The sequence below is a fragment of the Flavobacterium sp. IC2-16 genome, assembly GCF_055521455.1.
Genome location: NZ_CM145480.1, coordinates 1,366,304 through 1,390,695, shown reverse-complemented (window position 1 = coordinate 1,390,695; position 24,392 = coordinate 1,366,304). Strand labels below are relative to the sequence as shown.

The 24,392-nt window shown below is 34.7% G+C and carries 25 protein-coding genes; 14 read left to right on the top strand and 11 right to left on the bottom strand.

Going from position 1 to position 24,392, the window contains the following annotated elements; all coding sequences use genetic code 11:
• Window positions 1-82 precede the first annotated feature (82 nt).
• Window positions 83-796, bottom strand: a complete 714-nt coding sequence (gene recO, locus ACZ1JT_RS06285) for a DNA repair protein RecO (protein ID WP_465092992.1) — start codon at window positions 794-796, stop codon at window positions 83-85.
• Window positions 796-3,093 carry a type IX secretion system anionic LPS delivery protein PorZ gene (gene porZ, locus ACZ1JT_RS06280; protein WP_465092991.1) on the bottom strand — a complete coding sequence of 766 codons (2,298 nt, stop codon included), beginning with the start codon at window positions 3,091-3,093 and terminating at the stop codon, window positions 796-798. The genes recO and porZ overlap by 1 nt, the downstream gene beginning before the upstream one ends.
• Before the next feature lie 194 nt (window positions 3,094-3,287).
• On the opposite strand from porZ, the gene ACZ1JT_RS06275 reads away from it, so the two are divergent.
• Window positions 3,288-4,070, top strand: coding sequence for a THC0290_0291 family protein (locus ACZ1JT_RS06275; protein WP_465092990.1), 783 nt, complete (start codon window positions 3,288-3,290; stop codon window positions 4,068-4,070).
• Window positions 4,071-4,151: 81 nt separating this feature from the next.
• On the opposite strand, the gene ACZ1JT_RS06270 is transcribed toward ACZ1JT_RS06275, so the two are convergent.
• Window positions 4,152-5,297, bottom strand: coding sequence for a cystathionine gamma-synthase (locus ACZ1JT_RS06270; RefSeq protein ID WP_465092989.1), 1,146 nt, complete (start codon window positions 5,295-5,297; stop codon window positions 4,152-4,154).
• Window positions 5,298-5,416: 119 nt separating this feature from the next.
• Here ACZ1JT_RS06270 and ACZ1JT_RS06265 point away from each other — a divergent pair, with 119 nt between their 5' ends.
• From ACZ1JT_RS06265 to ACZ1JT_RS06245, 5 genes are all read left to right on the top strand, one after another.
• Window positions 5,417-6,127, top strand: coding sequence for a response regulator transcription factor (locus ACZ1JT_RS06265; protein ID WP_465092988.1), 711 nt, complete (start codon window positions 5,417-5,419; stop codon window positions 6,125-6,127).
• An 18-nt stretch (window positions 6,128-6,145) separates the two neighbouring features.
• A complete protein-coding gene (locus ACZ1JT_RS06260) occupies window positions 6,146-7,492 on the top strand; it encodes an ATP-binding protein (protein ID WP_465092987.1) in 1,347 nt (448 codons plus the stop codon).
• Window positions 7,493-7,631: 139 nt separating this feature from the next.
• Entirely contained in the window at window positions 7,632-8,123 is a 492-nt protein-coding gene (locus tag ACZ1JT_RS06255; RefSeq protein ID WP_465092986.1) for a hypothetical protein, read from the top strand.
• A gap of 12 nt (window positions 8,124-8,135) precedes the next feature.
• The gene (locus ACZ1JT_RS06250; protein WP_465092985.1) at window positions 8,136-8,600 is read left to right on the top strand and encodes a hypothetical protein; all 465 of its coding nucleotides are present in this window, start codon (window positions 8,136-8,138) and stop codon (window positions 8,598-8,600) included.
• 2 nt (window positions 8,601-8,602) lie between these two features.
• Complete coding sequence (locus ACZ1JT_RS06245; RefSeq protein WP_465092984.1) at window positions 8,603-9,397, top strand: YoaK family protein; 795 nt, start codon at window positions 8,603-8,605, stop codon at window positions 9,395-9,397.
• Between the two features lie 53 nt (window positions 9,398-9,450).
• Here ACZ1JT_RS06245 and ACZ1JT_RS06240 read toward each other — a convergent pair whose 3' ends face one another.
• The gene (locus ACZ1JT_RS06240) at window positions 9,451-9,666 is read right to left on the bottom strand and encodes a hypothetical protein (protein ID WP_465092983.1); all 216 of its coding nucleotides are present in this window, start codon (window positions 9,664-9,666) and stop codon (window positions 9,451-9,453) included.
• 21 nt (window positions 9,667-9,687) lie between these two features.
• Window positions 9,688-9,906 (bottom strand): DinB family protein, encoded by a 219-nt coding sequence (locus ACZ1JT_RS06235; protein WP_465092982.1) that lies wholly within the window; start codon window positions 9,904-9,906, stop codon window positions 9,688-9,690.
• Between the two features lie 80 nt (window positions 9,907-9,986).
• On the opposite strand from ACZ1JT_RS06235, the gene ACZ1JT_RS06230 reads away from it, so the two are divergent.
• From ACZ1JT_RS06230 to ACZ1JT_RS06205, 6 genes are all read left to right on the top strand, one after another.
• Window positions 9,987-10,337, top strand: a complete 351-nt coding sequence (locus ACZ1JT_RS06230; RefSeq protein ID WP_465092981.1) for an arsenate reductase family protein — start codon at window positions 9,987-9,989, stop codon at window positions 10,335-10,337.
• On the top strand, window positions 10,337-11,269 hold the full coding sequence (locus ACZ1JT_RS06225; protein WP_465092980.1) for a DMT family transporter: 933 nt from the start codon (window positions 10,337-10,339) through the stop codon (window positions 11,267-11,269). The genes ACZ1JT_RS06230 and ACZ1JT_RS06225 overlap by 1 nt, the downstream gene beginning before the upstream one ends.
• A gap of 39 nt (window positions 11,270-11,308) precedes the next feature.
• Window positions 11,309-12,169, top strand: coding sequence for a YicC/YloC family endoribonuclease (locus ACZ1JT_RS06220; RefSeq protein ID WP_465092979.1), 861 nt, complete (start codon window positions 11,309-11,311; stop codon window positions 12,167-12,169).
• A gap of 72 nt (window positions 12,170-12,241) precedes the next feature.
• Window positions 12,242-12,817 carry a guanylate kinase gene (gmk, locus tag ACZ1JT_RS06215; RefSeq protein ID WP_465092978.1) on the top strand — a complete coding sequence of 192 codons (576 nt, stop codon included), beginning with the start codon at window positions 12,242-12,244 and terminating at the stop codon, window positions 12,815-12,817.
• 67 nt (window positions 12,818-12,884) lie between these two features.
• Window positions 12,885-13,466: a nicotinate (nicotinamide) nucleotide adenylyltransferase gene (gene nadD / locus ACZ1JT_RS06210; protein WP_465092977.1), complete on the top strand. Its 582-nt coding sequence runs from the start codon at window positions 12,885-12,887 to the stop codon at window positions 13,464-13,466.
• 70 nt (window positions 13,467-13,536) lie between these two features.
• Window positions 13,537-14,703: an iron-containing alcohol dehydrogenase gene (locus tag ACZ1JT_RS06205; protein ID WP_465092976.1), complete on the top strand. Its 1,167-nt coding sequence runs from the start codon at window positions 13,537-13,539 to the stop codon at window positions 14,701-14,703.
• Between the two features lie 21 nt (window positions 14,704-14,724).
• Here ACZ1JT_RS06205 and ACZ1JT_RS06200 read toward each other — a convergent pair whose 3' ends face one another.
• Together ACZ1JT_RS06200 and ACZ1JT_RS06195 are read right to left on the bottom strand one after the other, a co-directional pair.
• Window positions 14,725-16,269: a T9SS type A sorting domain-containing protein gene (locus tag ACZ1JT_RS06200; protein WP_465092975.1), complete on the bottom strand. Its 1,545-nt coding sequence runs from the start codon at window positions 16,267-16,269 to the stop codon at window positions 14,725-14,727.
• A 105-nt stretch (window positions 16,270-16,374) separates the two neighbouring features.
• Window positions 16,375-17,253, bottom strand: a complete 879-nt coding sequence (locus tag ACZ1JT_RS06195; protein ID WP_465092974.1) for a nicotinic acid mononucleotide adenyltransferase — start codon at window positions 17,251-17,253, stop codon at window positions 16,375-16,377.
• Between the two features lie 136 nt (window positions 17,254-17,389).
• On the opposite strand from ACZ1JT_RS06195, the gene ACZ1JT_RS06190 reads away from it, so the two are divergent.
• Together ACZ1JT_RS06190 and ACZ1JT_RS06185 are read left to right on the top strand one after the other, a co-directional pair.
• Window positions 17,390-18,385 (top strand): NAD(P)H-dependent glycerol-3-phosphate dehydrogenase, encoded by a 996-nt coding sequence (locus tag ACZ1JT_RS06190; protein WP_465092973.1) that lies wholly within the window; start codon window positions 17,390-17,392, stop codon window positions 18,383-18,385.
• A 196-nt stretch (window positions 18,386-18,581) separates the two neighbouring features.
• Entirely contained in the window at window positions 18,582-19,559 is a 978-nt protein-coding gene (locus tag ACZ1JT_RS06185; protein ID WP_465092972.1) for a TerC/Alx family metal homeostasis membrane protein, read from the top strand.
• An 11-nt stretch (window positions 19,560-19,570) separates the two neighbouring features.
• Here ACZ1JT_RS06185 and ACZ1JT_RS06180 read toward each other — a convergent pair whose 3' ends face one another.
• The 4 genes from ACZ1JT_RS06180 to ACZ1JT_RS06165 all read right to left on the bottom strand — a co-directional run bounded on the left by ACZ1JT_RS06180 (window position 19,571) and on the right by ACZ1JT_RS06165 (window position 24,343).
• Entirely contained in the window at window positions 19,571-22,336 is a 2,766-nt protein-coding gene (locus ACZ1JT_RS06180) for a GH92 family glycosyl hydrolase (RefSeq protein WP_465092971.1), read from the bottom strand.
• Between the two features lie 102 nt (window positions 22,337-22,438).
• Window positions 22,439-22,846 carry a hypothetical protein gene (locus ACZ1JT_RS06175; protein WP_465092970.1) on the bottom strand — a complete coding sequence of 136 codons (408 nt, stop codon included), beginning with the start codon at window positions 22,844-22,846 and terminating at the stop codon, window positions 22,439-22,441.
• Window positions 22,847-22,888: 42 nt separating this feature from the next.
• Window positions 22,889-23,908 (bottom strand): phenylalanine--tRNA ligase subunit alpha, encoded by a 1,020-nt coding sequence (pheS, locus tag ACZ1JT_RS06170; protein WP_465092969.1) that lies wholly within the window; start codon window positions 23,906-23,908, stop codon window positions 22,889-22,891.
• Window positions 23,909-23,986: 78 nt separating this feature from the next.
• Complete coding sequence (locus tag ACZ1JT_RS06165) at window positions 23,987-24,343, bottom strand: hypothetical protein (protein WP_465092968.1); 357 nt, start codon at window positions 24,341-24,343, stop codon at window positions 23,987-23,989.
• Between the last annotated feature and the right edge of the window lie 49 nt (window positions 24,344-24,392).

The window sequence follows — 24,392 nt, the reverse complement described above, 5'->3', positions numbered from 1 at the left end:
ACAGAAATTAGAGAACAGAAGTGCGAAAAAAGACGTTTAAACCGTAGAGTTTTAAGACTTTGCTAACAGAACCACAAAGGTTTTATGAAAAAACCTCTTTAAGCACCTCTAACGACTTTGGTTTTTTAAAACCCTCGAGGTGAATGGAATAGTAATTCAAAAGGATTTTTAAAAGAATTTGTCGCTCGATACCCGAGAAGATTTTTTGATTGGAATCGAATTTCAAATCGATAAGTTTTTTAAACAAAATCGTTTCGTGTTCCGACAAACAACTAAGCGCATGGAATTGTGAAAAAACACCTTCATTCATTTCGAAAAAAGGAAGATTGGCTTCTGAAACATCAGGATAAAAACCGAAGAACTTAGTTATTTCAAATAGTAATATTAAATGGAAATTAGCGGTTTCTTCATGAGTATCTAACCAAAGCAAAGCGGTTTCCAAAAAAGTAAACAACTCCTGATTTTTCTCTTCTTCGCGAATACTATAATGCAACACTTCCGACAAGAAAATGGCAATGGTACTTTTTACAACATCAAGATATATGGAATGATATGGAAATGCTAATCTAATCTCTTTAAAATACTCAAGCGTCCCTTTATTTTTGTGATTCGCTTCGATTTCCAACAAGGATAACGGTTGAAAATACGCGATTTTTTGATTTGATTTTTTTGAGGAAAACGCACTGGGAACAAAGTACGATTTCAAACCATCAGATTCGGTGAAACATTTTACAATCAGTGATTTTTCCTGATATTTTAGAGCGCTTAAAACGATAGCTTTGGTTTTGACCAGCATTAACGAACAATCATTACTTTTTTAACCGTAGTGTCAATTCCGTCTTGAGCCGCAATTAATATCATATATACCCCCGAAGCAACTTTGTGTTTTCCAAAAGCTTTTGTATCCCATTCGATAGTTCCTCCTTCGGAAGTGGTTTCATACACTAGGTTTCCTTCTATATCGGTAATCTTCACATTCGCTTTGTCGATCAAGCCACTAATTTTAACGGTACCGTTGTATCCTGGACGAACTGGGTTTGGATACACAAAAACGTTGCTCAAATCTTCTGATGGCTTAGTAGCAACTCCTTTAAAAGACACTAAACCTCTGTCGGTAGCAAAAAACACTTCCCCAGTAACACCATCAATTTCAATATCATTAATATTATTACTTGGTAATGGCGAATTTTCCATGGTGAAATGATAAATAGTTTCTTGTCCGTTTGGTGAAACCAGAAAAACTCCTGAATCGGCTACAGAAACCCATTTTCGATTGGCTCCATCAACGGCAATGTCCCAAATTGTTTGTTGAAAGAACAATTCTTGTGGCAAACCATCATCTATAATAATAATTGAATTGGATTCTAAAGTCTGATCTGTTATAAAACGATCTACACTCGGAATAACACGCAGTCCTTTAAAAGTACCTATCCAGAGTTGATTCCTATTGTCAACAGCAACACATCGAACATCGGGAATAGGCAAGTTTCCAGTTCCTTCCCCTTCATTAACAACTATAAATTTATTGTTGTAATTTTCATTAAAACCAATCACCCCATTTCGATAGGACGGTATCCATTTTGTGTTGTTTTTATCAATAGCAATAGACGCATAACTATCATCAACTGGAGCCGTAGTAATATTGTTTAGTGTATATGATTGCCAATTTCCATCGGCCTTCATTACTTTTATAGCTCTTTCAATTCGACTAACCGTCATCCAAAGATTATTGTTTTTATCGAAAGCAGGACCATTAACTCTAATATCTATATATGACGGATTTCCACTGTCCAATGATTCTAACCCATTGGGTCCTGTATTGGCTTGATTAAAAAGTTCAACATTATTTTGGTTGTCTACTTTTAACAATCCCGAGAAAAAAGAACTTACATATGCTTGATTTGTGTTATTTGGATTCAAAGTAATTCTAGACAAAGATTTTGCTCCTAATAAATTATCGTAAGGAATAGAGGTCCAACCTTGTTGTTCAGAAAACAAACTAATTTCATACGCATCAAGAGGATACGGATTATATTCTTTGGTATAATCTCCATATACTGCCCAAAGTGATGACGCCCCTTTTTTAATACAAAAAATGTTATTTTTAAAAGGCCCGTCCGGTGTATTGTCTTCAAATGTTGATAAATTGTTTGTAGTTGTTGCGTACAAACCTTTATCGTTTGTACCAATAAAAACTTTATCTTGATTTGCTATTGCACAGGTAAAGTTGGAAACTACATCTGGAATTTGAGCAATATTTGCTAATTGCATAAAATTCTCATCATAGACATAAACATGATTCGCTGATGTAATAGTCAATCTATTTTCAAAGGTTTCCAAATCTAAAACAGATTGCCCAACAGATATCAAAAGCTGAAAAACGCCTCCAGTAGAAGTATAAACTGTTTGATTGGAATTTGCAGCTATTAATTTATTTTGAAACGTTTCAATATGATTCCAATACCCTCCATCAAACATTATCCATTGACTAAAATCAACTAAATTAGGGTTATTAACATTAGCTTTTCGAATACCGTTCAATTCAGTAACAGCATATATTTCATCATTAAAAACAGTAGTTTGAAATGTTTTCACTTCTTCACCTGCAGGCCCAATAAAATAAGTATCTCCAAATTCATTAATCGTTAAATCAAAAACACAAATTCCAAAATCACAGGATAGATAAGCTTTTCCATTGTATTCGTAGATATCATTAATTTTTTTCTTGTTAGGCTCAATTGTCGGTTTATTAACAATATCTACTGCGGTACGGATACTTCCATCATTATGATTTACTACCAAAAGCAATCCGTTACTATTTCCAACTAATGTTTTATTAAAAGTTTCGCTATGATACATAGCCGTAATTGTCTCAGCCTTAAAGCCTTCTATAGAAGTTATTTTTTTTATTTCACTGGTTTGAAGATCTTTAGAAAACAAAACATTTTCTGCAGCAGCGAATACTTTCTGAGTCGAAGAAGAAACATCTTTAATAGAGTTGTATGAAAAATACCCTTCCCATAACTGAGTCTGTTGGGAATTACAAATCCAAGTAAACCATAATAGCATTAAAAATGCCGTTTTCTTTTTCATCTAATCATTGATTTTTTACAAATATAAACTAAAACGCTGATATTTCTTTTTTTGTATAAAGTGAAGTTTTTTTTGATTTGACTCATTATAAATAAGACTATTAATATAATTATAACACGTATTTTTTTCTTTTTTTTTTTGATGTCTAGTATGTTTTTATATATTTGTCGGGAATTGACCTAAAAAGAGTAAAAATGCCCAAAAAAATTCTAATACTACTGTTAGCCATTATAGGACAGAGCGGTTTAATGAGAGCACAGTTTGGTTTCTCTCATGAAATTGGTGCTATTGCAGGACCTGTTATGTTTATGTCAGATTACGGTGTGAGATATGATTTTAAAACCAACTCGGGAAATACCGGTTATGGGATAGGTCTTGTTCACTATCTTAATTTTTCATACCGCGCGGAATGTAACTGTTATACTCCTGAAACTTATTTTAACGATCATTTCAAGTTACGCTCTGAGTTATCGTACAACAAGACCAATTTACAGCATTTTGGACAATGGGTAGATCCCAAAAAACAATCGATAACAGCTCAACAATTACGTGCTATGCGTGGTGTAGCTTCTGTTACTGATATTGGTATGCAATTGGAATACTTCCCGTTAAGTATTAGAGACTTTACAGCAACCAATGGCTCTTTTGGTCCTTTTGTAAGTTTAGGAGCTCATTATTCTTACTTTACTCCTGAATCATACTCACTTATGGGAAGACTTGATCAGCCTGGAGTTTTACCAACAAAATATATTGGTGGAGTTTCAAATGACAGTGGTAGTACATGGTCGGTTGTAGCTTCTGTAGGTACACGATACAAGTTAACCGAATTATCTGACTTAATGTTAGACTTACGTTGGCAATATTACTTTTCTAACTGGGTTGATGGTTTAAATCCAAATCCGGATGTTTATAAAGAAAACAAAGCTAACGATTGGTTAGTGTGGTTAAACTTTGGATATATTTATTACTTAGATTAATAAACAAAACTTTATTAGATATAAATAAAAAACCCGAGTATAGTACTCGGGTTTTTTATTGTTATAGTTTTTCCAACATGTTTATGACAAAGCTTGTTTCAAATCGTTTATCAAATCCTCAACATCTTCAACACCAACACTTAAACGAACCAAATCATCGGTAATTCCAATTTCCTTACGTTTATCTTCAGGTATAGAAGCATGAGTCATTAAAGCTGGATGATTAGCCAAGGATTCTACTCCTCCTAATGATTCAGCCAAAGTAAATACTTGCACTTTTTCTAAAAACGATATCGCGTCTTGTTTCGCTCCAGATTTAAAAGTAAAAGTTACCATTCCTCCAAAACCACCAAGCATTTGCTTTTTAGCAATTTCATGAAACGGATGGTTTTCCAATCCGGGATAATACACTTTATCAACTTTTGGATGATTGGACAAAAACTCAGCCACTTTTGCACCATTTTCGCAATGACGCTGTACTCGCAAATGCAATGTTTTAATACCTCTCAAAACCAAAAAACTATCCATTGGCCCTAAAGTACCTCCAGTAGCAAATTGTTTAAAATGTAATTCATCTCCTAGTACTTTATCCTTAATCACTAACGCCCCCGCAATTACATCACTATGTCCTCCTAAATATTTTGTAGCCGAATGCATTACAATATCAGCCCCTAAGTCTAACGGTTTTTGCAGATATGGTGTAGCAAACGTATTGTCTACTGCAAATAAAATATTATGCTTTTTTGTGATTTTAGCTATCTCGGCAATGTCGGCCAACTTCATCAAAGGGTTGGTTGGCGTTTCAACCCAAACTAATTTCGTGTTTTCGTTTATCAACTTCTGAAAACCTTCCAAATCATTCATATCAACAAAATGGAACTTAATACCGCTATCTTTATACAAACGAGTAAACAAACGATAAGTTCCACCGTACAAATCATCCATGGCGATAATTTCATCGCCTGCTTTAAACATACGCAATAAACAATCTGTTGCCGCTAAACCAGAAGCAAAAGCCAAACCACGAGCTCCGTTTTCGATAGACGCTAACGCATCTTCTAAAGCCTGACGAGTTGGATTAGCAGCACGGCTATACTCATAATCACCTACAGGTTGACCTGGAGATACTTGAGCAAACGTTGAAGTTTGAAATACTGGAGGCATTACAGCTCCCGTTACTTTTTCATGATGTTGCCCACCATGTATTGCTTTTGTATTGAATTTCATTTTTATTATTTTTTTACAAAGGTATTAAGTTTATTCGTTTTTTGTTATTTTGCATAAACAGGAATTAAAACACATTCCAATACTAACAAACAAATTCCAAAAGGTTAAAAATCTCTTTCATGAAGAAAATACTTTTAGTTGAAGATGAAATTCATGTAATCTCTTTTATTAAAAAGGGTTTAACCGAAGAAGGTTTTGAAATAACTGTTGCATTGGACGGAAAATCAGGATTGCAGTTGGCAACCAATAATTCTTTTGATTTGATTATTTTAGACATCATGTTGCCCGAAATTAACGGCATAGAGCTATGTAAGGAAATACGTCTAGATAACAAACTAACACCAATTTTATTCTTAACCGCACTCGGAACTTCTGAAAATGTTGTGTTGGGTTTAGAAAGCGGTGCCGATGACTATTTAATAAAACCTTTTAAATTCATCGAGTTGGTTGCTCGTATCAAATCTTTATTAAGACGAACGGAAAACAACATTCATACTTCGGAAACTGCAACGGAAATTCCGAACGAATATATTTACCATTTTGCAGAAATCAGCCTAAACGATTATACCAAAACCGTAAGCGTTCAAAACCAAGAAATATCTTTAACATCTACCGAATATAAACTGCTTTTGTATTTCTTAAAAAACAAAAACAAAGTCGTTTCGCGTTTAGACATTCTTGAAGCTGTTTGGGGTGTAAATTACGACTTGGGAACAAATGTTGTGGATGTATATGTAAACTACCTGCGTAAAAAAATCAATCCTAAAACCTCCGAAAAATTAATTCACACTGTTATTGGTATGGGATATGTAATGCGTGAAAATCAATAAAGGAGTAATTTAATCATCATGAAATTCCATTCTAGAACAGTACTTTTACTATTAATACCATTCCTGATTGTTATTTCACTTTTCAGTGTCTTTATCTATTTATCGGTTTCCAATTATTCGGAAAACTATCTTTTTAAATTATTAGAAGCCAGAGCGTTCAAAGTTGCCAAAGAACAATTGGATGAAAAAAAAACCATTTCTAATAGTTATAATTCAGACAAATTACCGCACGAAAAAGACTTTTTCATTCCCATAACTTCTGAAATCAACATCCCTTTAGAATCAAAAAAAATTGGTCTACCAAAGAAATTTTTCGAACAGGTTATCCAAAAAAATGAAGCCCAATTTGTTACCAAGAAATACCTATACAAAGGCATTCGATACGCGTCTAAATCGGGAGATCATATTGTAATTACGGCAGCAGAGAACTATTTCGAACTCAACCAAGCAGAAAACTTAATCAAAACGTTACTTTTTGCAATTGTAGCCGCCTTTTTACTATTGCTCTATATTGCCATTTATTTTTCGAAAAACATTTTCAAGCCTATTTCGAAAATTAATGAACAAGTAAAAGAAATAAGTTCTGAAAATTTACACCTCAGACTTAAAGACCACAATAACGAAGAAATCAACCAGCTTACAAATACGTTTAACGATATGCTGGATCGAATCGAAACTTCATTTGAGACCCAAAACAACTTTATCAGTAATGCATCACACGAACTAAGAACACCTTTAACGGCAATTATTGGTGAAGCCGATGTTGTTTTAACCAAAGAACGATCGGCTGACGAATACATCGAATCACTAAAAATTATTTTACAAGAAGCAGAAAAACTCGACAATAAAACCAAGGCTTTATTGTTTCTGGCACAAACCGGTTTTAATGGCAAAACTCAAAAATTCGAAGAAATTCGCATTGACCAAGTGCTTTGGGATGTTAAGGAAACTTTAGAAAAATTGAACCAAAAACATGTCATTTTTTTCGATATGGATTTACTTCCTGAAGATCCTTTAAAACTAAAAACATTTGGTAATGAACAACTTTTACATTTGGCCTTCAGCAATATTATAAGTAATGGTTGTAAATATTCCAACTACAACACCGTTCGCGTTTCAATTGGAGCATCAGATGATTTTATATACATCATAATTAAAGATGAGGGTATTGGAATCCCTGAAAACGAAATAAAATACATTTACGATCCATTCTTTAGAGCTTCAAACACTAAAAACTTTGAAGGTTACGGCATTGGTTTGCCGCTTACTCGTAATATCATACGAATGCACCACGGTACATTACTAGTTTCCTCTATAGAAAACCAAGGAACCACCGTTCAAATTACACTACCTGTGGGCAGTTAAAAAAACTAATTCGATTTCTATTTATTTTCTAATCGTATTCTAATCTCTTGCAGCCTATTTTAATTGAATTTTAATTCCGCTTTTATTAGGCTCTAATTTGGAGCAGATAATTTTGTCTTGTAAAATTAAAACAACCGTTATGAGAAAAAAAATTCTGATTCAAATTGACTTTACTATACAATCGTTAGCCATTCTAAAAAAAACATTACAGCAAAACCCTAAAACATCTTACGATATTATCCTTATTCATGGGTGGCATTCCAGTGATTCTATTCGTGAATTACTTTTTGCGCCAAAAGCCAAACAACTTGAAAAAATAACACCCTCCGATTTCGAAGAGGCTCTTGAAGTTATTCGAAACAAATTTTCCAGTCAAATCAATTCATTGGTCATCGATCTTTTTTCTGGAACAAATCAAAACGCTTTCAACAATTATGTAAATGCCAAACATATCGATGAAATTATACTCTCTAATCAGAAACATGTTTTGAAACATTTCAAGAGTTTTGATTTAACCTCGTATGCAAAAAAAAGTAAAATCTCAACAACCATACTGGATACAGCTATCGATAATCTTCCTGAAAAAGGAAAATTAGCCGAAGTTTTTTTCAATCAGGTATCGGTTGGTTAATACCTTAAACTGATGAAATTTTTAATTAAATATTTTAGTTTCTTAACTCTTGGCGTACTGCCATTATTGCTGTTAATGAGTGCTTCGAAAAATCCAGAATCCTCAATAACTGGAGGCTGGCAAGAAGTCAACTGGGAATATGAACGAGCAGATAAAAACGATACCGTGGATGCTCATTTTAACACCATAACCAATTACGCAAAAGATATTGTAGGTCAGAATTTAATCATTCATAGAGCCGAAAAATGGAATTTCTATCCGAATGGAACTCTTATTCTAAAAGGAGCAAATGGCTATTTGGAAAAATTAGATTGGGTTTTAAAAGGACGAGGAAATTTATTGGTTATTAAACACTCATCGGGCAAAGAAGAGAATTACACCATCAACGAAATCTCTAAAAACAAACTTGTTCTAAATTTTAACACCGATACACAAATACGAGGAATTGCAAGATTAACTTTTGAAAAAATAAAATAATTATGCTTCGAAAACACGATAAAAGAACTTTAGCCGACAACATTAAATTAGGAACCTTAACCGCATTTTCTGCCGGGATGGTTAATATTGGATCACTATTATTGTTCTTCTCGTTTTCATCTAATGTAACAGGACATTATGCAATCTTGGCTTCCGAAATAGTGAAAGGCAATTTCTACCAAATCGCAGTTGTGTTTTGCTGGATTTTTTTCTTTTTCTTCGGAAGTTTTACTTCTAACCTAATTATCATTCATTTTAACCATAAAAACACATACGTTGCTCATGCTACACCATTAGTTCTTGAAATGATCTGCTTATTATTCGTAGGTGTTTATGGTGACTATTTTTATACAGAAACTTTAACAGAAACGGAAGTTTTACTCACTCTGATGCTTTATGCTATGGGATTACAAAACGGATTAACCGCCAGCATCTCCAACTTATCCGTAAAAACAACACATCTTACCGGTACTACTACCGATTTAGGCATTTTGTTTTCAATGTTTACCATGCGTGAGAACAGACAGAACAAAGCATTGCGAGGCAGAGCCAAACTTTTATTGGCAATAACGAGTTCATATTCAATTGGTGCTATTCTTTCTGGTTTTACGTATATCTACCTAAAATTTAAAATGTTTTATGTAGTAAGTTTAGTTCTGGTTATCATTATTTGCTACGATTTATATCGTTTACGCATCAAAAAAAACCGACATCAAAAAAGAAGTCTCAAAATCAATTGGGAAAATATACCCATTACTTTTAAATTGATAAAACGCAAAGAATCAATCACGTCATAATCCGATTGATGAATACTCCGAATAGCCATTTTTTTTCTATTCGGAGTTATTTTTTATAAAAACTTGCGAATTTGCATCATGATTCCCGTATGAATCGCTTCGTGGTAATTGTTAAATTCCATAGCTTCTTTAGCATTTCTAATCGTAAATCCAGACATCGTTGTAAATTCATTATAGTCTTTAAAAATTTCGGTAGAAAAATCGGTTTTGGTCTTCTCAAGCGTATCAAAAAGCAACCCTTTTATTGTTTCTATTTCAACAGCATCCACAATTCCTTCAGGCTTTGTACCTCACTTGTATTTTTCTACCATCGCATCGGAAACCATCATAGGCAAACCCGACAATTTATACACCAACATTTGCTGCACCACCACAATGTGGCCAATATTCCAAATAAGATTATTGCTAAAACCTTCTGGGATAGTATTCAATTGATTAAGACTATAATTTTCAAGGAAATTCAACAATACATTACGACTGGTTCGATTAATTTCAAAAGTAGATTGCATAATTTTTTTTATAAAAATAGTGATTTTTAGACTTCAAAACGGTGTATTTTTGCACTTCACTTTGAACATAATCTACCATTATGAGAAAAATATATTATCTTAAAACGTGTAGCACCTGCCAACGCATTTTAAAATCGCTTCCTAACTTAGAAAGTTTTCAATTACAAGACATAAAAACAGAACCAATGACTATTAAACAAGTAGATGAAATGGCTAAAATGGCCGGTTCGTATGAAGCCTTGTTTAGCAAAAGAGCTACTTTATACAAAGAAATGGGCTTGAAAAACGAAACCTTAACAGAAGCCGACTACAAACGCTATATATTAGAACATTACACCTTTTTATCGCGCCCAGTTATCATAGCTGATGCTAAAATTTTTGTAGGTAATAGTTCGAAAACTGTTCAGGCTGTAATTGAATTTTTAAGCTAATGAAGGCGCGCTCGTATGCCCTTATAGCCGCCTGGATGGTCGCTATGATTTACGGGGTAACTTTCACCATTGCTAAAGATGTAATGCCAAAATACATTGATGCTTTTGGTTTTATTTTTCTTCGCGTTGGAGGCTCGATGCTACTCTTTTGGCTAGTTGCCTTATTTGTAAAAACCGAAAAAGTTGACCGAAAAGATTTTCCAAGAATTTTAGCCGCAGCCTTTTTTGGTGTGGCATTCAACATGCTTACCTTTTTTAAAGGATTAAGCTATACTTCTCCAATTATGGGAGCCGTATTAATGGTTACTACTCCAATGATTGTTTTGGTTTTGTCGGCTATTATTATGAAAGAACGCATGGAAAACCGAAAAGTTTTTGGCATCCTACTCGGATTGGTCGGAACCGTTACCCTAATTTTATACGGCAGAGAGAAAGTAAACGCACCTAATGCAAGTTTAGGGAATTTACTGGTTTTTGTCAATGCGGTTTCTTACGGTTTTTACCTGATTTTAGTAAAAAAGCTAATGGACAAATACAATGCTTTTTCATTTGTAAAATGGATTTATCTCTTCGGATTTCTAATGGTTTTTCCGTTTGGATGGCGTGAATTTGAGGTAGTAGATTGGAGCATAGTGCCAGCCTCGGCGTATTTGAAAATTGGATTCGTGGTGGTGGTATCTACTTTTCTGACCTATTTATTAAACCTACTCTCCATGCGGGAACTTAAACCAACCACAGTAGCAGTTTTCATCTATTTACAACCTTTGTTTGCATCTATTTTCGCAATAGGATTAAGTAAAGATTCTTTAAGTTGGATTAAAATAGGTTCTGCTGCATTAATTTTTATTGGTGTGTATTTGGTAACACAGAAAAAACCCGTTGTAAAGGAGTCTCTGTCGGAGGAATTAAACCTCTCAGAGCACAAACACTAAATACTTTTAATTATCTTTGAAGTTTATTTCTCAAAAAGTATGATACAATCGATGACCGGATTTGGTAAAGCAACATTACAGCTGCCAACCAAAAAAATTACCGTTGAAATCAAATCATTAAACAGTAAAGGTTTAGACTTGAATGTTCGAATGCCTTCGGTTTATCGTGAAATGGAATTGGGACTTCGCAATCAGATTTCTCAAAGTCTAGAACGCGGAAAAGTTGATTTTTCCTTATATATTGAAGTGACTGGAGAAGAAACTTCAACAAAAGTTAACGCACCTATAGTAAAAGCTTATATTTCACAAATGCGTGAAATTCTTCCCGATGCCGACGCTACTGAACTTATGAAAATGGCTGTTCGAATGCCGGATGCAGTAAAAACAGAGCGCGATGAAATCGACGAAAACGAATGGAAAAAAATCGCATCGGTAATAGAAGAAGCCTTAACCAATATCAATCAGTTTCGAAAAGACGAAGGGATTTCTTTAGAAAATGAGTTCAAATTACGTATTGCTAACATTCGCATGTATATGGAACAAGCCTTAGAGCTTGATCCAGAACGTATTGCCAACATTAAAAACAAATTGCAAACCGCAATTGATGAACTAAAAGTAAATGTTGATGAAAATCGCTTCGAACAAGAACTGATTTACTATTTGGAAAAATTAGACATTACGGAAGAAAAAGTTCGATTAACCAATCACTTAGATTATTTCATTGAAACACTAAACGGAAACGAAGCCAATGGCCGTAAATTAGGATTCATTACTCAGGAAATGGGTAGGGAAATAAACACTATGGGATCCAAATCAAACCACGCAGGCATGCAAAAACTGGTGGTAAAGATGAAAGATGAATTGGAAAAAATTAAAGAACAGGTTTTGAATGTCTTATAAACCATCATTACAAAAAACAAACAACAACACAATAAAGCTAAAGGCTAGCCGCTAAAAGCTAAAAATAAAAGAATGAATAAAGGAGGAAAATTAATTGTATTCTCGGCGCCTTCAGGCTCTGGAAAAACAACTATAGTAAGACATTTATTGGGAAAAGAAGATTTGAATCTTGAATTTTCCATTTCGGCAGCTACACGTGAACCTCGTGGCGAAGAAGTGTCCGGAAAAGATTATTATTTCATGTCGATTGAAGAGTTCAAAAAACATATTAAAGCTGAAGATTTTGTGGAGTGGGAAGAAGTTTATCGAGACAATTTCTATGGCACATTAAAAAGTGAAGTAGAGCGCATTTGGGCTTTAGGAAAAAATGTGATTTTCGATATTGATGTGGCGGGTGGACTGCGAATTAAATCGAAGTTTCCAGAAGAAACTCTAGCCGTTTTTGTAAAACCGCCTAGTGTTGACGAATTAAAACGTCGTTTAAAAGAACGTTCTACCGAAAGTGAAGATAAAATCAACATGCGAATTGCAAAAGCCCACGTAGAATTAGCTACTGCACCACAATTTGACACCATTATCAAAAATTACGATTTAGATATCGCGAAAGAAGAAGCGTATCAATTAGTGAAGGATTTTATAAATAAGTAAAAAGAGAAAAGGGATAAGAAAAAAGTAAACTGCTTTTTACTTATCTCTCCTCACTTATCCCTAAAAAATGAAAATCGGACTCTATTTCGGAACCTTTAACCCCATACACATCGGGCACCTCATCATTGCCAACCATATGGCAGAGCATTCCGATTTGGATCAAATTTGGATGGTGGTAACACCGCACAATCCGCACAAACAAAAAAGTTCCTTATTGGATGATTACCATCGCTTACACATGGTGCATCTGGCCACAGAAAATTATCCAAAAATTAAACCTTCAGATATCGAATTTAAGTTGCCTCAACCCAATTATACCGTAAACACACTCGCTCATTTGCAGGAAAAACATCCAAATCATGAGTTTTCATTAATTATGGGCGAAGACAACCTGAATTCGCTTCACAAATGGAAAAATTATGAAGTGATTCTGCAAAATCACAACATTTATGTGTATCCAAGAGCTGCTTCAGGAGAAATAGATGCTCAGTTCATCAATCATTCAAAAATTCATCGTGTGGGAGCACCCATTATTGAGTTATCATCAACTTTCATTCGTGAAAGCTTAAAATCGGGTAAAAACATTAGACCAATGCTCCCTGAAAAGGTTTGGGACTACATTGACCATAATTTGTTTTATAAAAAATAAGTTCAATTAACATAGTTTTAAAAGTCTTTAATACAATCTTCAGTAACTTTAGGCTTCAAAATTTTAAATCATGTTAAACTTCGAATTATACAATCCTACCAATTACGTTTTTGGAAAAGGACAAACTTCTAAATTAGTTGATTTAGTTCCAAAAAACACTAAAATCTTACTGGCATACGGCGGCGGAAGTATTTTTAAAAATGGTGTTTATGAACAAGTAAAAGCTGCACTACCTAACGCTGAAATTTTAGAATTTGGTGGTATTGAGCCAAATCCGCGTTACGAAACCCTAATGAAAGCCGTAGAAATTATCCGAAATGAAAACATCGGATTTATTTTGGCTGTTGGAGGAGGGAGTGTGATAGACGGTGTAAAATTTATCTCGGCTGCGGTTAAATTTGACGGAAACCCAATGGATATCTTACACAAACGTCTTCTCATTAAAGACACCTCTCAAGTTATCCCATTCGGAACCGTATTAACATTGCCCGCTACTGGTAGTGAAATGAATTCGGGAGCAGTAATTACTATTAATGAAACACAAGAAAAACTATCCTTTGGCGGTAGTGCCTTGTTTCCGAAATTTTCAATTTGTGATCCAACTGTTATTGAATCACTCCCAAAACGACAAATACAAAATGGTGTTGTAGATGCCTTTACACACGTAATGGAGCAATATTTAACCTACCCGACAGACGCCCTTCTACAAGACAGAATTGCTGAAAGCATTTTACAAACACTCGTAGAAATTGGTCCTGGAGTAGCTGAAAATCCTACCGATTATAAATTAGCTTCCAATTTTATGTGGTGTGCAACCATGGCGTTAAACGGATTGATTCAAAAAGGCGTACCTACCGACTGGGCTACACACATGATTGGACATGAATTAACAGCTTTGTACGAAATTGACCATGCACGTACACTTGCAATCATTGGACCGAGTCTATATCGTGTAATGTTTGAAACCAAAAAAGAAAAATTAGCCCAATACGGCGAACGTATATTCAAAATCAATGAAGGCTCAACAGAAGATAAAGCCGAGAAAGCTATTGAGAAAACTGTTGATTTCTTCCATAAAATGGGTATGTTAACCAAACTTTCGGAAAACACTAGTAACTACGAAAATACTGCCGACTTTATCGTAAATCGTTTTGAAGAAAGAGGTTGGAAGGCATTGGGTGAAAAGCAAAATATAACGCCTGATAAAGTGCGTGAAATTGTCGAAATGAGTTATTAATAAAGCGCTCTTAGGAGCGCTTTATTGTTTTATAATTTTAATTTCTTTAGAACCATATTCACCATATAGTTTTAGAAAATAAACCCCGCTAGTCAAAGAAGAAAAATCGATAGGTTGACTTACCAAGGCTCCAGTTATAAACTTAATTTCTTGACCTAAAGCATTAAGAAGGACTATTGTATAAATTTCCTTTTCATGCAATACCGTAAGCTTATTTGATACCGGATTGGGAAACACTTTTATATCTTGATGTTCCAAAGAATGTAAACCTAAAGACGGCTGAACTTCTATACTAATTACAAATGTGCTAGTTCCATTAGAATTTGATGCTGTTATTAGATAATCTGTCATTGGAGAAACTTGCGTAGGTGTCCCACTAATAACCCCAGTAATTGCATCGAATAACAACCCTGGAGGTAATTCTGGAGAAATGCTATATCCATAAGTGGAAATTTTTCTAATCTTATGGTTTCCATAATCGGAAATGTAAAGTTCAGAATCGGAAGCTGCACATATCCCGGTTGGATTTTTAAAAGAAGCTAAACTAGCCGAACCATCAACAGCTCCCATATTGCCAGAACCTGCAAAGGTAGAAACCTCACCAGTTAAACTTATTTTTCTAATTTTATGATTACCCTCATCGGTAACATAAAGCACATTGTTCATGTCGATAGCAACAACTGCAGGATTAGTAAACCTTGCATTATCACCAACTCCATCAATTGCCCCAGAAGTTCCGTTTCCGGCAAAAGTTGTAACCTGACCCGTATTGTCAATTTTTCTAATACTGTGATTACTATAATCGGCAACGTAAAGATTTCCTAAAGAATCGAACGCTAGCCCAGTTGGACCATTAAATTTAGCAACATTAGAAGCCCCATCTTGAAATCCTTGTGTTGTACCTGAATACGTTGTAACAACTCCGCTTGGTGTAATTTTTCGAATTTTATGATTGTTCCAGTCGGCAATATATAAATTATCGTTTGCATCAATTGCCATAGCTGCCGGATAGTAGAATTTGGAAGCAGTACCCGTTCCGTCAAGATAACCCGCTACAGAACCCGCAAAAGTTGAGACAATTCCAGAAGGTGTTATTTTTCGAATACGATGATTACTTTGGTCGGTTATAAAAATATTGCCGTGCGAATCGGTTACTGCGCCATCAGGATATCGAAAAGTTGCCGAACCAACGCCTCCATCTGTATTTCCAAGCGTACCTGTTCCCGCATAAGTTGACACCAAACCATCGGTAGTTATCTTGCGAATTTTATTGTTACTTCGGTCTACCACAATAATATTACCAAGATTATCAAGAGCCACTACAGTCGGATAATTAAAACTTGCCGCCGTACCGATGCCATCTGCATTCCCAATCGATCCAGAACCCGCCAACGTAGAAACTACAGGCTCATTAGGAACATCTCCCCCGTTGTTTATTGGCGTTAATGGAGAAATTTCTATTCCAGCAAAAAATGAATTCGGTGTAGCATAGGAAATATTCGGTGCTTGCCCATACAGCAATTCCGTCAAGAATAATACCGCTAAAATCCTGATTATCCGAATCATATTAAAAAAACAAAAGCAAATGTACTAAAAAAACGGAAGGCGCTCCGAAATAAATTTCAAGAGCGCCTTCCTCACCAAAAACAAAAAATATTAACTAATCCTAACCTACACTTTTATGGTATTTTTAATACGTTCTTTACCTCCTTGTTTCATGTATTGGATAAAACCTCTACCTTGAAACTCATATGTTGTTCCTGAACTTTGATGGTATAATCGTATTCTGTTGTCATTGATAACGGTGAGAACAAAAGATTCATTGCCCCAAAAATCATAATCTAGTGTTAAAATTTTCTGATACGGATTTCCCGAAACATTAAACACTCCGTAAAGCCCAGTAAAATCCCAATAAATAGAATTTACAGGAATTCCTGGCATATCTTGAGACGAACGAAATTGATTTCCAGATGATAAGAACTGAATAAAATGTTCGTTATCAAAATCGTTTAAAGCTCCTACATTGCTTGTATAAACCTTTTCCCAGGCACTATATTCCTGAAGAAAATAGGTAATATTATCGTAAAACAATGCATCATAATTAAACGTATTTCTCTGATAACCTATCAAATAATAGCTCACATTGTGATAATGATCAATTAACTGAATACGATTAGCACTAATTTGAACTACTTCGGTTTCATAATATCCATAGATATCGTGATAAAAACGAATTGTATTGGGTGTATAATCGTAATATCCGATGTCTATACCAAATCCATTACCCGTGGAACCGCTATATGCAATATTATTGTTTGCATATAATGTTCCGTTTAAAAACGAAATGGTAAAAGCACGGGTTAAAAAAGGCACATCTCCAACTCCGGTTGTTGCATTATAATCTACATACCAAAGTTCGTAGCGTTCCATTAACTGCGGAAGCGTAACTCCGTTATTTACATAATCATCGTGATACGTATTCTCAACATAACATGATGAGAGCAATAGAGGCGCTACAATGGCGGCGAAAAGTAATTTTACAGTTTTCATACGCTTCATATTTAAAGTTCAAAATATGTAATTCAATTAGCATGCCAAATTGCATTAAGCCTAACGAAGTATTCTTATAAATTTTAAAAGATTAGTAAAATTGAGTATTTTTGGAATTAGAAATTTGAAAATCAAAATGACGGATACTCCAAAATTTGCAGTTATTGGTGGTGGAAGCTGGGCAACAGCTATTGCAAAAATGCTATGCGTAAACCTACCAGAAATATCTTGGTACATGCGAAACACCTACGCTGTAGAGCATATTAAAATAAACAAGCACAATCCGAATTATTTGAGTTCAGTTGAATTTGATACCAAAAAATTACGCCTTACTACCGATATCAATGAAGCGATTGCTTACGCTGATTACATCATTTTTGCTATTCCTTCAGCTTTTTTAAGCAGTGAATTGGAAAATTTAACAGTTGATTTAAAAAATAAAGTTATTTTTTCAGCCATCAAGGGTATTGTTCCTGAAACAAGTTTAATTGTTGGCGAACATTTTCACAAGACATATTCCATTCCTTATGAAAACATTGGAGTAATCACAGGACCTTGCCATGCTGAAGAAGTTGCGTTAGAGCGTCTATCGTACTTAACCATTGCTTGTGGTGATGAAGAAAAAGCAAAAGTCATGGCTAAGAATCTAAACAGTCATTATATCAAAACTAAAATATCAGACGACATTATTGGTACCGAATATGCTGCAATGTTGAAAAACATTTACTCTATTGCTGCAGGTATCGCTCACGGATTAGGTTATGGAGACAACTTTCAAGCCTTATTGATGAGTAATGCAATTCGGGAAATGAAAAAATACATCAAAAAAGTCCACAAAATGAAACGAAACATTAACGATTCGGCTTATTTGGGGGACTTACTGGTAACTGGATATTCCATTTTTTCACGAAACCGTATGTTTGGAAATATGATTGGAAAAGGATACACGGTAAAATCGGCACAAATGGAAATGAGTATGGTTGCCGAAGGGTATTATGCTACTAAAAGTGCTTACAATCTTAATCAGGAATACAAGGCAAAAACTCCCATTATAGACGCCGTGTATGACATTCTTTATGATGGAAAAGAACCAAAAAAAGTATTTAAAAAGCTAACTGAAAAATTAGACTAATTTTTTTACTTTTAAGACGTTTCAACGGTTTTTGATTTTAAAACCTCATAAACCCTTGTTTTTAAAGCATTTATAGCTGTGTTTGGAAAAATAGCCTTATTTTAAAACCTGCCAAAACCCTTGATTTTACTGGGTCTTTCATTTTTTTCCTTGGATAAAAAAAGAACACTTATCTTCGTTTCATAAATACCGAAAAATGGACAAACTAATTAACCATCCGGGCATTTTAACTGTTTTTGGCATTGTTATACTTGCCATGTTGTTACTGGATTTAGGCGTTTTCAAAAAAAGCAATCATGCAATTAGCAATCGTGAGGCCTTACTCTGGTCGGCACTTTGGATTTCCTTGGCAATGGGATTCAGCGGAGTTATATATTATTATATGGGTGTCGAGAAATTTGCTCAATTTCAATCGGCTTACTGGATAGAAAAGGCACTTTCGGTAGATAATCTTTTTGTTTTTATACTGGTTTTCGGATTTTTTAACGTCAAAAAAGAATTGCATCACAAAGTCCTGTTTTGGGGTATTTTAGGCGCCTTGGTTTTTAGAGCTATCTTTATTTTTACCGGTGTTGAGCTGATTAATCTAACCTATTTACCCGAAATGAATGTTTTAGGGCATTTGGTAAAAATTAATGTAATTCTTTCCCTTTTCGGACTTTTCCTGGTTTTTGCCGGTATAAAGTCTTGGTTTTCAGACGAAGACGACGATGGCGAAAGGGATTTTACGAAAAGCCCAGGTGCCAAGCTTATTTACCGTTTTTTCAAGGTAAGCTCAAACTACGACGAAGATAAATTTTTCACCATTCAAAACGGTATAAAAATGGCTACTCCGTTGCTTGTAGTTGTAGCCGTAATTGAATTTACCGATTTGATTTTTGCAGTAGATAGTATTCCTGCCATTTTTGCCATTGCGCCAAACGATCCGTTTATCTTATACACCTCAAATATTTTTGCCATTTTAGGCCTTAGAGCGCTTTATTTCCTATTAGCTAACTTCATGCATATGTTTAGCCGTTTAAAGTACGGATTGGCCATTATTTTAGCCTTTATCGGAGTTAAAATGCTTATCGCTCCTTTCTTTCACATTTCTTCTCCCGTTTCTTTAATGATTGTAGGTAGTGTACTGCTGCTTTCTGTGGCTTTATCGCTTGTTTTTCCTGTAAAAGAATAGTTGGATTGTATTTATTTTATATTAATCTCATCTATAAAAATATAAGCATCGCCACCTGCTCCTTGATGCCAGCCAGGTAATTGTCCGTAATTATATGCTAGTATTTTCACGTATTGGGCCTGCGTGTTTTTTAATTTCAAACTAAAATTTCGAATTTGAGACTCTTCACTGCTCGCTTCAATTTGATTGACAACAGTTCCTAGCAAAGTAAACGTAACATTATCGTTAGATATATAATACTCTACTTTCGTGGGCATTAAAATCCAAGCTCTAGAATCTTGCAAAAAACGAGCATCTATCTCACTAATCTTTTGCAGTTTTTTTAAATCAATTATGGCTTCAAAATTCTGCCCTTGAAAACCTTGCCAATCCCCTTTTCGCCAATTTTCTGTTCCAATAATACCGTCTATTAACCCTTCGGGACCACCGGCATGGTATTGAGGATTATACTTCGATTTTAAATCAACAGTCCATTCGTTTGCTTTTTTGAAATATTTGGCCGAAACCACATTACTTTTTTGGCCAAATTGATTGGTTGTATAAGCATAAACAACAGTCGTTTTATTTATTTTAAAAGGTTTTGAATATTTTTTAAACTTTTTATTGTCTAATGAATAGTAACTCGTTCCCTTAGAATTAGAAGCTATTGTAACAAACATTTTACCTTTAAATGATTTGCTATCGGACTTTATTACTGGAACCGGAACAAGATTTGTGCTTTCACTTGATTTATTCTCAGCAATTGTTTCAGAATATTTTTTAACATCCAACTGCAGTGATTTTCCACCTTCTAAATTCACATTTATAGAATTAAAAAAGGGTTTTGTATGTTGCCAAGTTCCTGAACCTGGTGTAACCGAATACATGCCCATTGCACTTAAAACATACCATGCACTCATTTGACCGCAATCTTCGTTGCCAATTAAACCATCAGGAGTGTTTTTATAAAATTCATTTAAAATAAACTTTATTTTTTCATGCGTTTTTTCGGGTTTCCCAATAAAATTATACAAATACGCCATATGATGACTTGGTTCGTTACCATGAGCATACTGCCCAATAAGTCCTGTAACATCAACCTGTTCTCTTCCTGTGGTTTTGCTTTCACTATTGAACATCTCATCTAACTTGGCTTCAAATTTTTCAGGCCCACCATATGCTTCAATCATACCAGGAATATCTTGTGGAACAAAAAAAGTATATTGCCAAGCATTTCCTTCGGTAAAATTATTATTCACTTCTCTAGGGTCAAAAGGTGTATCCCAACCTCCATTTTTCTTCGGACGAATAAATCCCGTTTCCCAGTCAAAAAGGTTTTTCCAATTTTGAGAACGTTTCATGAAATAATCATAATCATCCTTTTTGTTGAGCAGCAAAGCCATTTGAGCTATACACCAGTCGTCATAGGCATATTCCACCGTTTTGGAAACGCTTTCATGCTCGTCATCAATAGCAATAAAACCATTTTTTTTATACGCGTCCAACCCCAAATGGTCCAGCATGGCCGAATGTTTTGCTGCTTCAAAAGCTTTTTCATAATCAAAGCCTTGAATTCCTTTTACCATGGCATCTGCTATTACTGATACTGAATGATAACCAATCATACAATCTGTTTCGTTAGAAGCCAGTTCCCAAACAGGTAATCGCCCACCTTGTTCGTATTGTTTAATGAAGGTGTTGATATAATCGGAAGTTCTTTTTTTATCTATAAATGTATACAAGGGATGTGCACCGCGAAACGTATCCCAAAGCGAAAAAACACTGTAATAATCGAACGTGTCTGCTACATGGATTTGATTGTCACGGCCTCGGTATTTACCATCCAAATCTTCTGCAATGTTAGGTTGCATCATGGTGTGGTACAACGCTGTATAAAAAATGGCTAATTGGTCTTTGTCTTTAGAGTCTACTTCAATTTTAGAAAGTTCTAAATTCCATAGAATTGCTGCGTCTTTAATTGTACGCTCAAAATCCCAATGCTTAATTTCAGTTAAATTTAATGCCGCTCCTTCATAACTTGTTGGAGACAAGGCAACTTTTACCCAAATTTTTTCGCCTTTTACAACTTCTTTAGAAAAACTTAACGCTAAGTCGGTGCCGGTATACCAATTCGATTCGTTTTTACCGTTTGCTCGCACTTTTGAAATAGTCATCGGTAAGTTAAATTCTATACGAGCATACACATACTGATCTCTTGCCCAAGCCTCACTTCTTCTTAAAACTTCAACAGTCCGACTATTTACTACTCGAATTTCGCCTTCTAACAATTTATCTCGATGATTTAAATCTAAAATGATATTGGCTTGTCCGTTTTGATTGAATGTATACTCATGAAAACCAACACGTGTTGAAGCGGTTAATCGCACGTTGATGTTGTGCTTATCTAATGTAACACTATAAAATCCAGCCAATGCTTTTTCGTTTTGATGTGAAAAAGAAGAAGAATATTTTGAATTATCCAATGAAGGTTCGCCCATGGTAGGCATAAGCATAATATCGCCATAATCGGAAACACCTGTGCCGTTTAAATGCGTGTGTGAAAATCCGTAAATAACAGAATCGGAATAATGATAACCGCCACAACCATCCCAACTACCATCAATTCTAGTATCGGGAGACAACTGAACCATCCCGTAGGGCGTTGTTGCACCAGGAAAAGTATGTCCGTGTCCTCCGGTTCCAATGAACGGATTTACATATTGGACAAAATTATGCTGTTGTGAAAAGGCTAAAACCGAAAATAAAAGGGCTAAAAAAAGAAAAGCAGATTTTCTCATAAAGGTTACGACTGAAAATTTTCTCTAAAATAAAAAATAATCAAGAACCTACTCAATAAAAAATATGATTTACATCCCAATTTTAAGGGTTTATGTCATGTTTTATTTTACGAGAACACCACGTTTGTTCATAACAGGAACATCGGTTAAGGCTTTATCATTTATAGTGTTAGCGCGAAACACATACGTTTTATCATAAAGCTTGTCTCCAATAAAAAAAGTAACTGCAAATTCATTATTCAGTTGTAAAACATTATTTTCAAGCAATTCTATCTTTACTGCAGTATTGGCTTCCACTTCTTTAAAAGCATGACGAAAAGTACCTGTTTTACGGTCTTCTCCATTAATTTGACCGTAAGCTCTAGATACCACGATAGCCATTTCTAACTTCACATCGTTGTCGTTAACCAAATGAGCATACCAGGAATTTTCCATAAAATCATCGTTCCATTCCTGAACGGCTGCTACGTAAACATTTTCTACTTTGGGAATAATAATATCTTTTTGCATAAACTTAAAAGCGGAAAAAAGGCGGAAAAAATCCGCCTAAAATTATATACTCGATTTGAATTGTTCCAAGAAACGAACATCGTTTTCATAAAACATTCTAATATCTCCAATTTGATATAATAACATTGCAATACGCTCGATACCCATACCAAAGGCAAAACCATTGTATTTGTTTGCGTCAATACCACAATTTTTCAAAACATTAGGATCAACCATACCACATCCCATAATTTCCAACCATCCAGTACCTTTGGTAATACGGTAGTCGGTTTCAGTTTTTAATCCCCAATAGATATCTACCTCAGCACTTGGTTCGGTGAACGGGAAATAACTTGGACGCAAACGGATTTTTGATTTTCCGAACATTTCTTTCGTGAAATACAACAACGTTTGCTTTAAATCGGCAAAAGAAACATTTTGGTCTATATACAAACCTTCCACTTGGTGGAAAATACAATGCGAACGGGATGAAACCGCTTCATTACGAAAAACGCGGCCTGGCGAAATTGTACGAATAGGTGGTTTATTACCTTCCATATAACGAACTTGAACGGAAGAAGTATGCGTACGCAACAAGACATCCGGATTGGTTTGGATAAAGAATGTATCCTGCATATCACGTGCTGGATGATATTCCGGCAAGTTTAATGCAGTAAAATTATGCCAATCATCTTCAATTTCTGGACCTTCGGAAACATTAAAACCGATATTGGAAAAAATATCAACAATTTGATTTTTTACAATAGAAATTGGGTGGCGCGAACCAATAACCAAAGGCTCGCCTGGGCGTGTTAAATCTCCATAAATTCCAGTTGAAACTTCTTTGCTTTCTAGAATATCCTGAATTGTTTTAACCTTTTCTTCCGCAGTAGTTTTCAAAAGATTGATTACTTGGCCAAATTCTTTTTTCTGATCGTTTGGAACGTTTTTAAATTCGGCAAATAAATCCTTCAATAACCCCTTACTTCCCAAAAATTTAATTCGGAAAGCCTCTAATGTTTCTTTATTATCTGTAGTAAAAGCTTGAGCTTCACCAATGTATTCTTTGATCTTATCTGTCATCGTCGTGCGGTAATTGGATGCAAATTTAGTTTTTTTTGAGTGATTAGTAAATAGGTAACATGAATTAGTTCCTAAATCTTACTCAATAAATTCTTTTTCTAAAAAATAGTTTACAATTGCTTCTTTCATTAAAACAGATTGCTCCCCGGCTTTTAATGGCGGTAATTGTTCTTTTATTTTATAATGAGGCCATCTTTCTTCATCAAAAAAATCGAATTCGTAATATCCATAAGGTTCTAGAAGTCGGCAAATAGCAATATGCATTAAGTTGACTTTTTCGTCTTTTTTGAATTTTCGATTCAATTGTCCTAATTCTTGAACGCCAATTAAATAAATAATTGCATCTAAATCGAGGATTTCGCCATCGGCAAATTGATTGGAAAGTTTATGTACAACCGCATCCCAGCGGGTTTTTAATTGCTCGTCTCTTGACATTTTTTTGAGTTAAGAATTAGAAAGTTAAGCGTTAGGGTTTTTTCCTTTT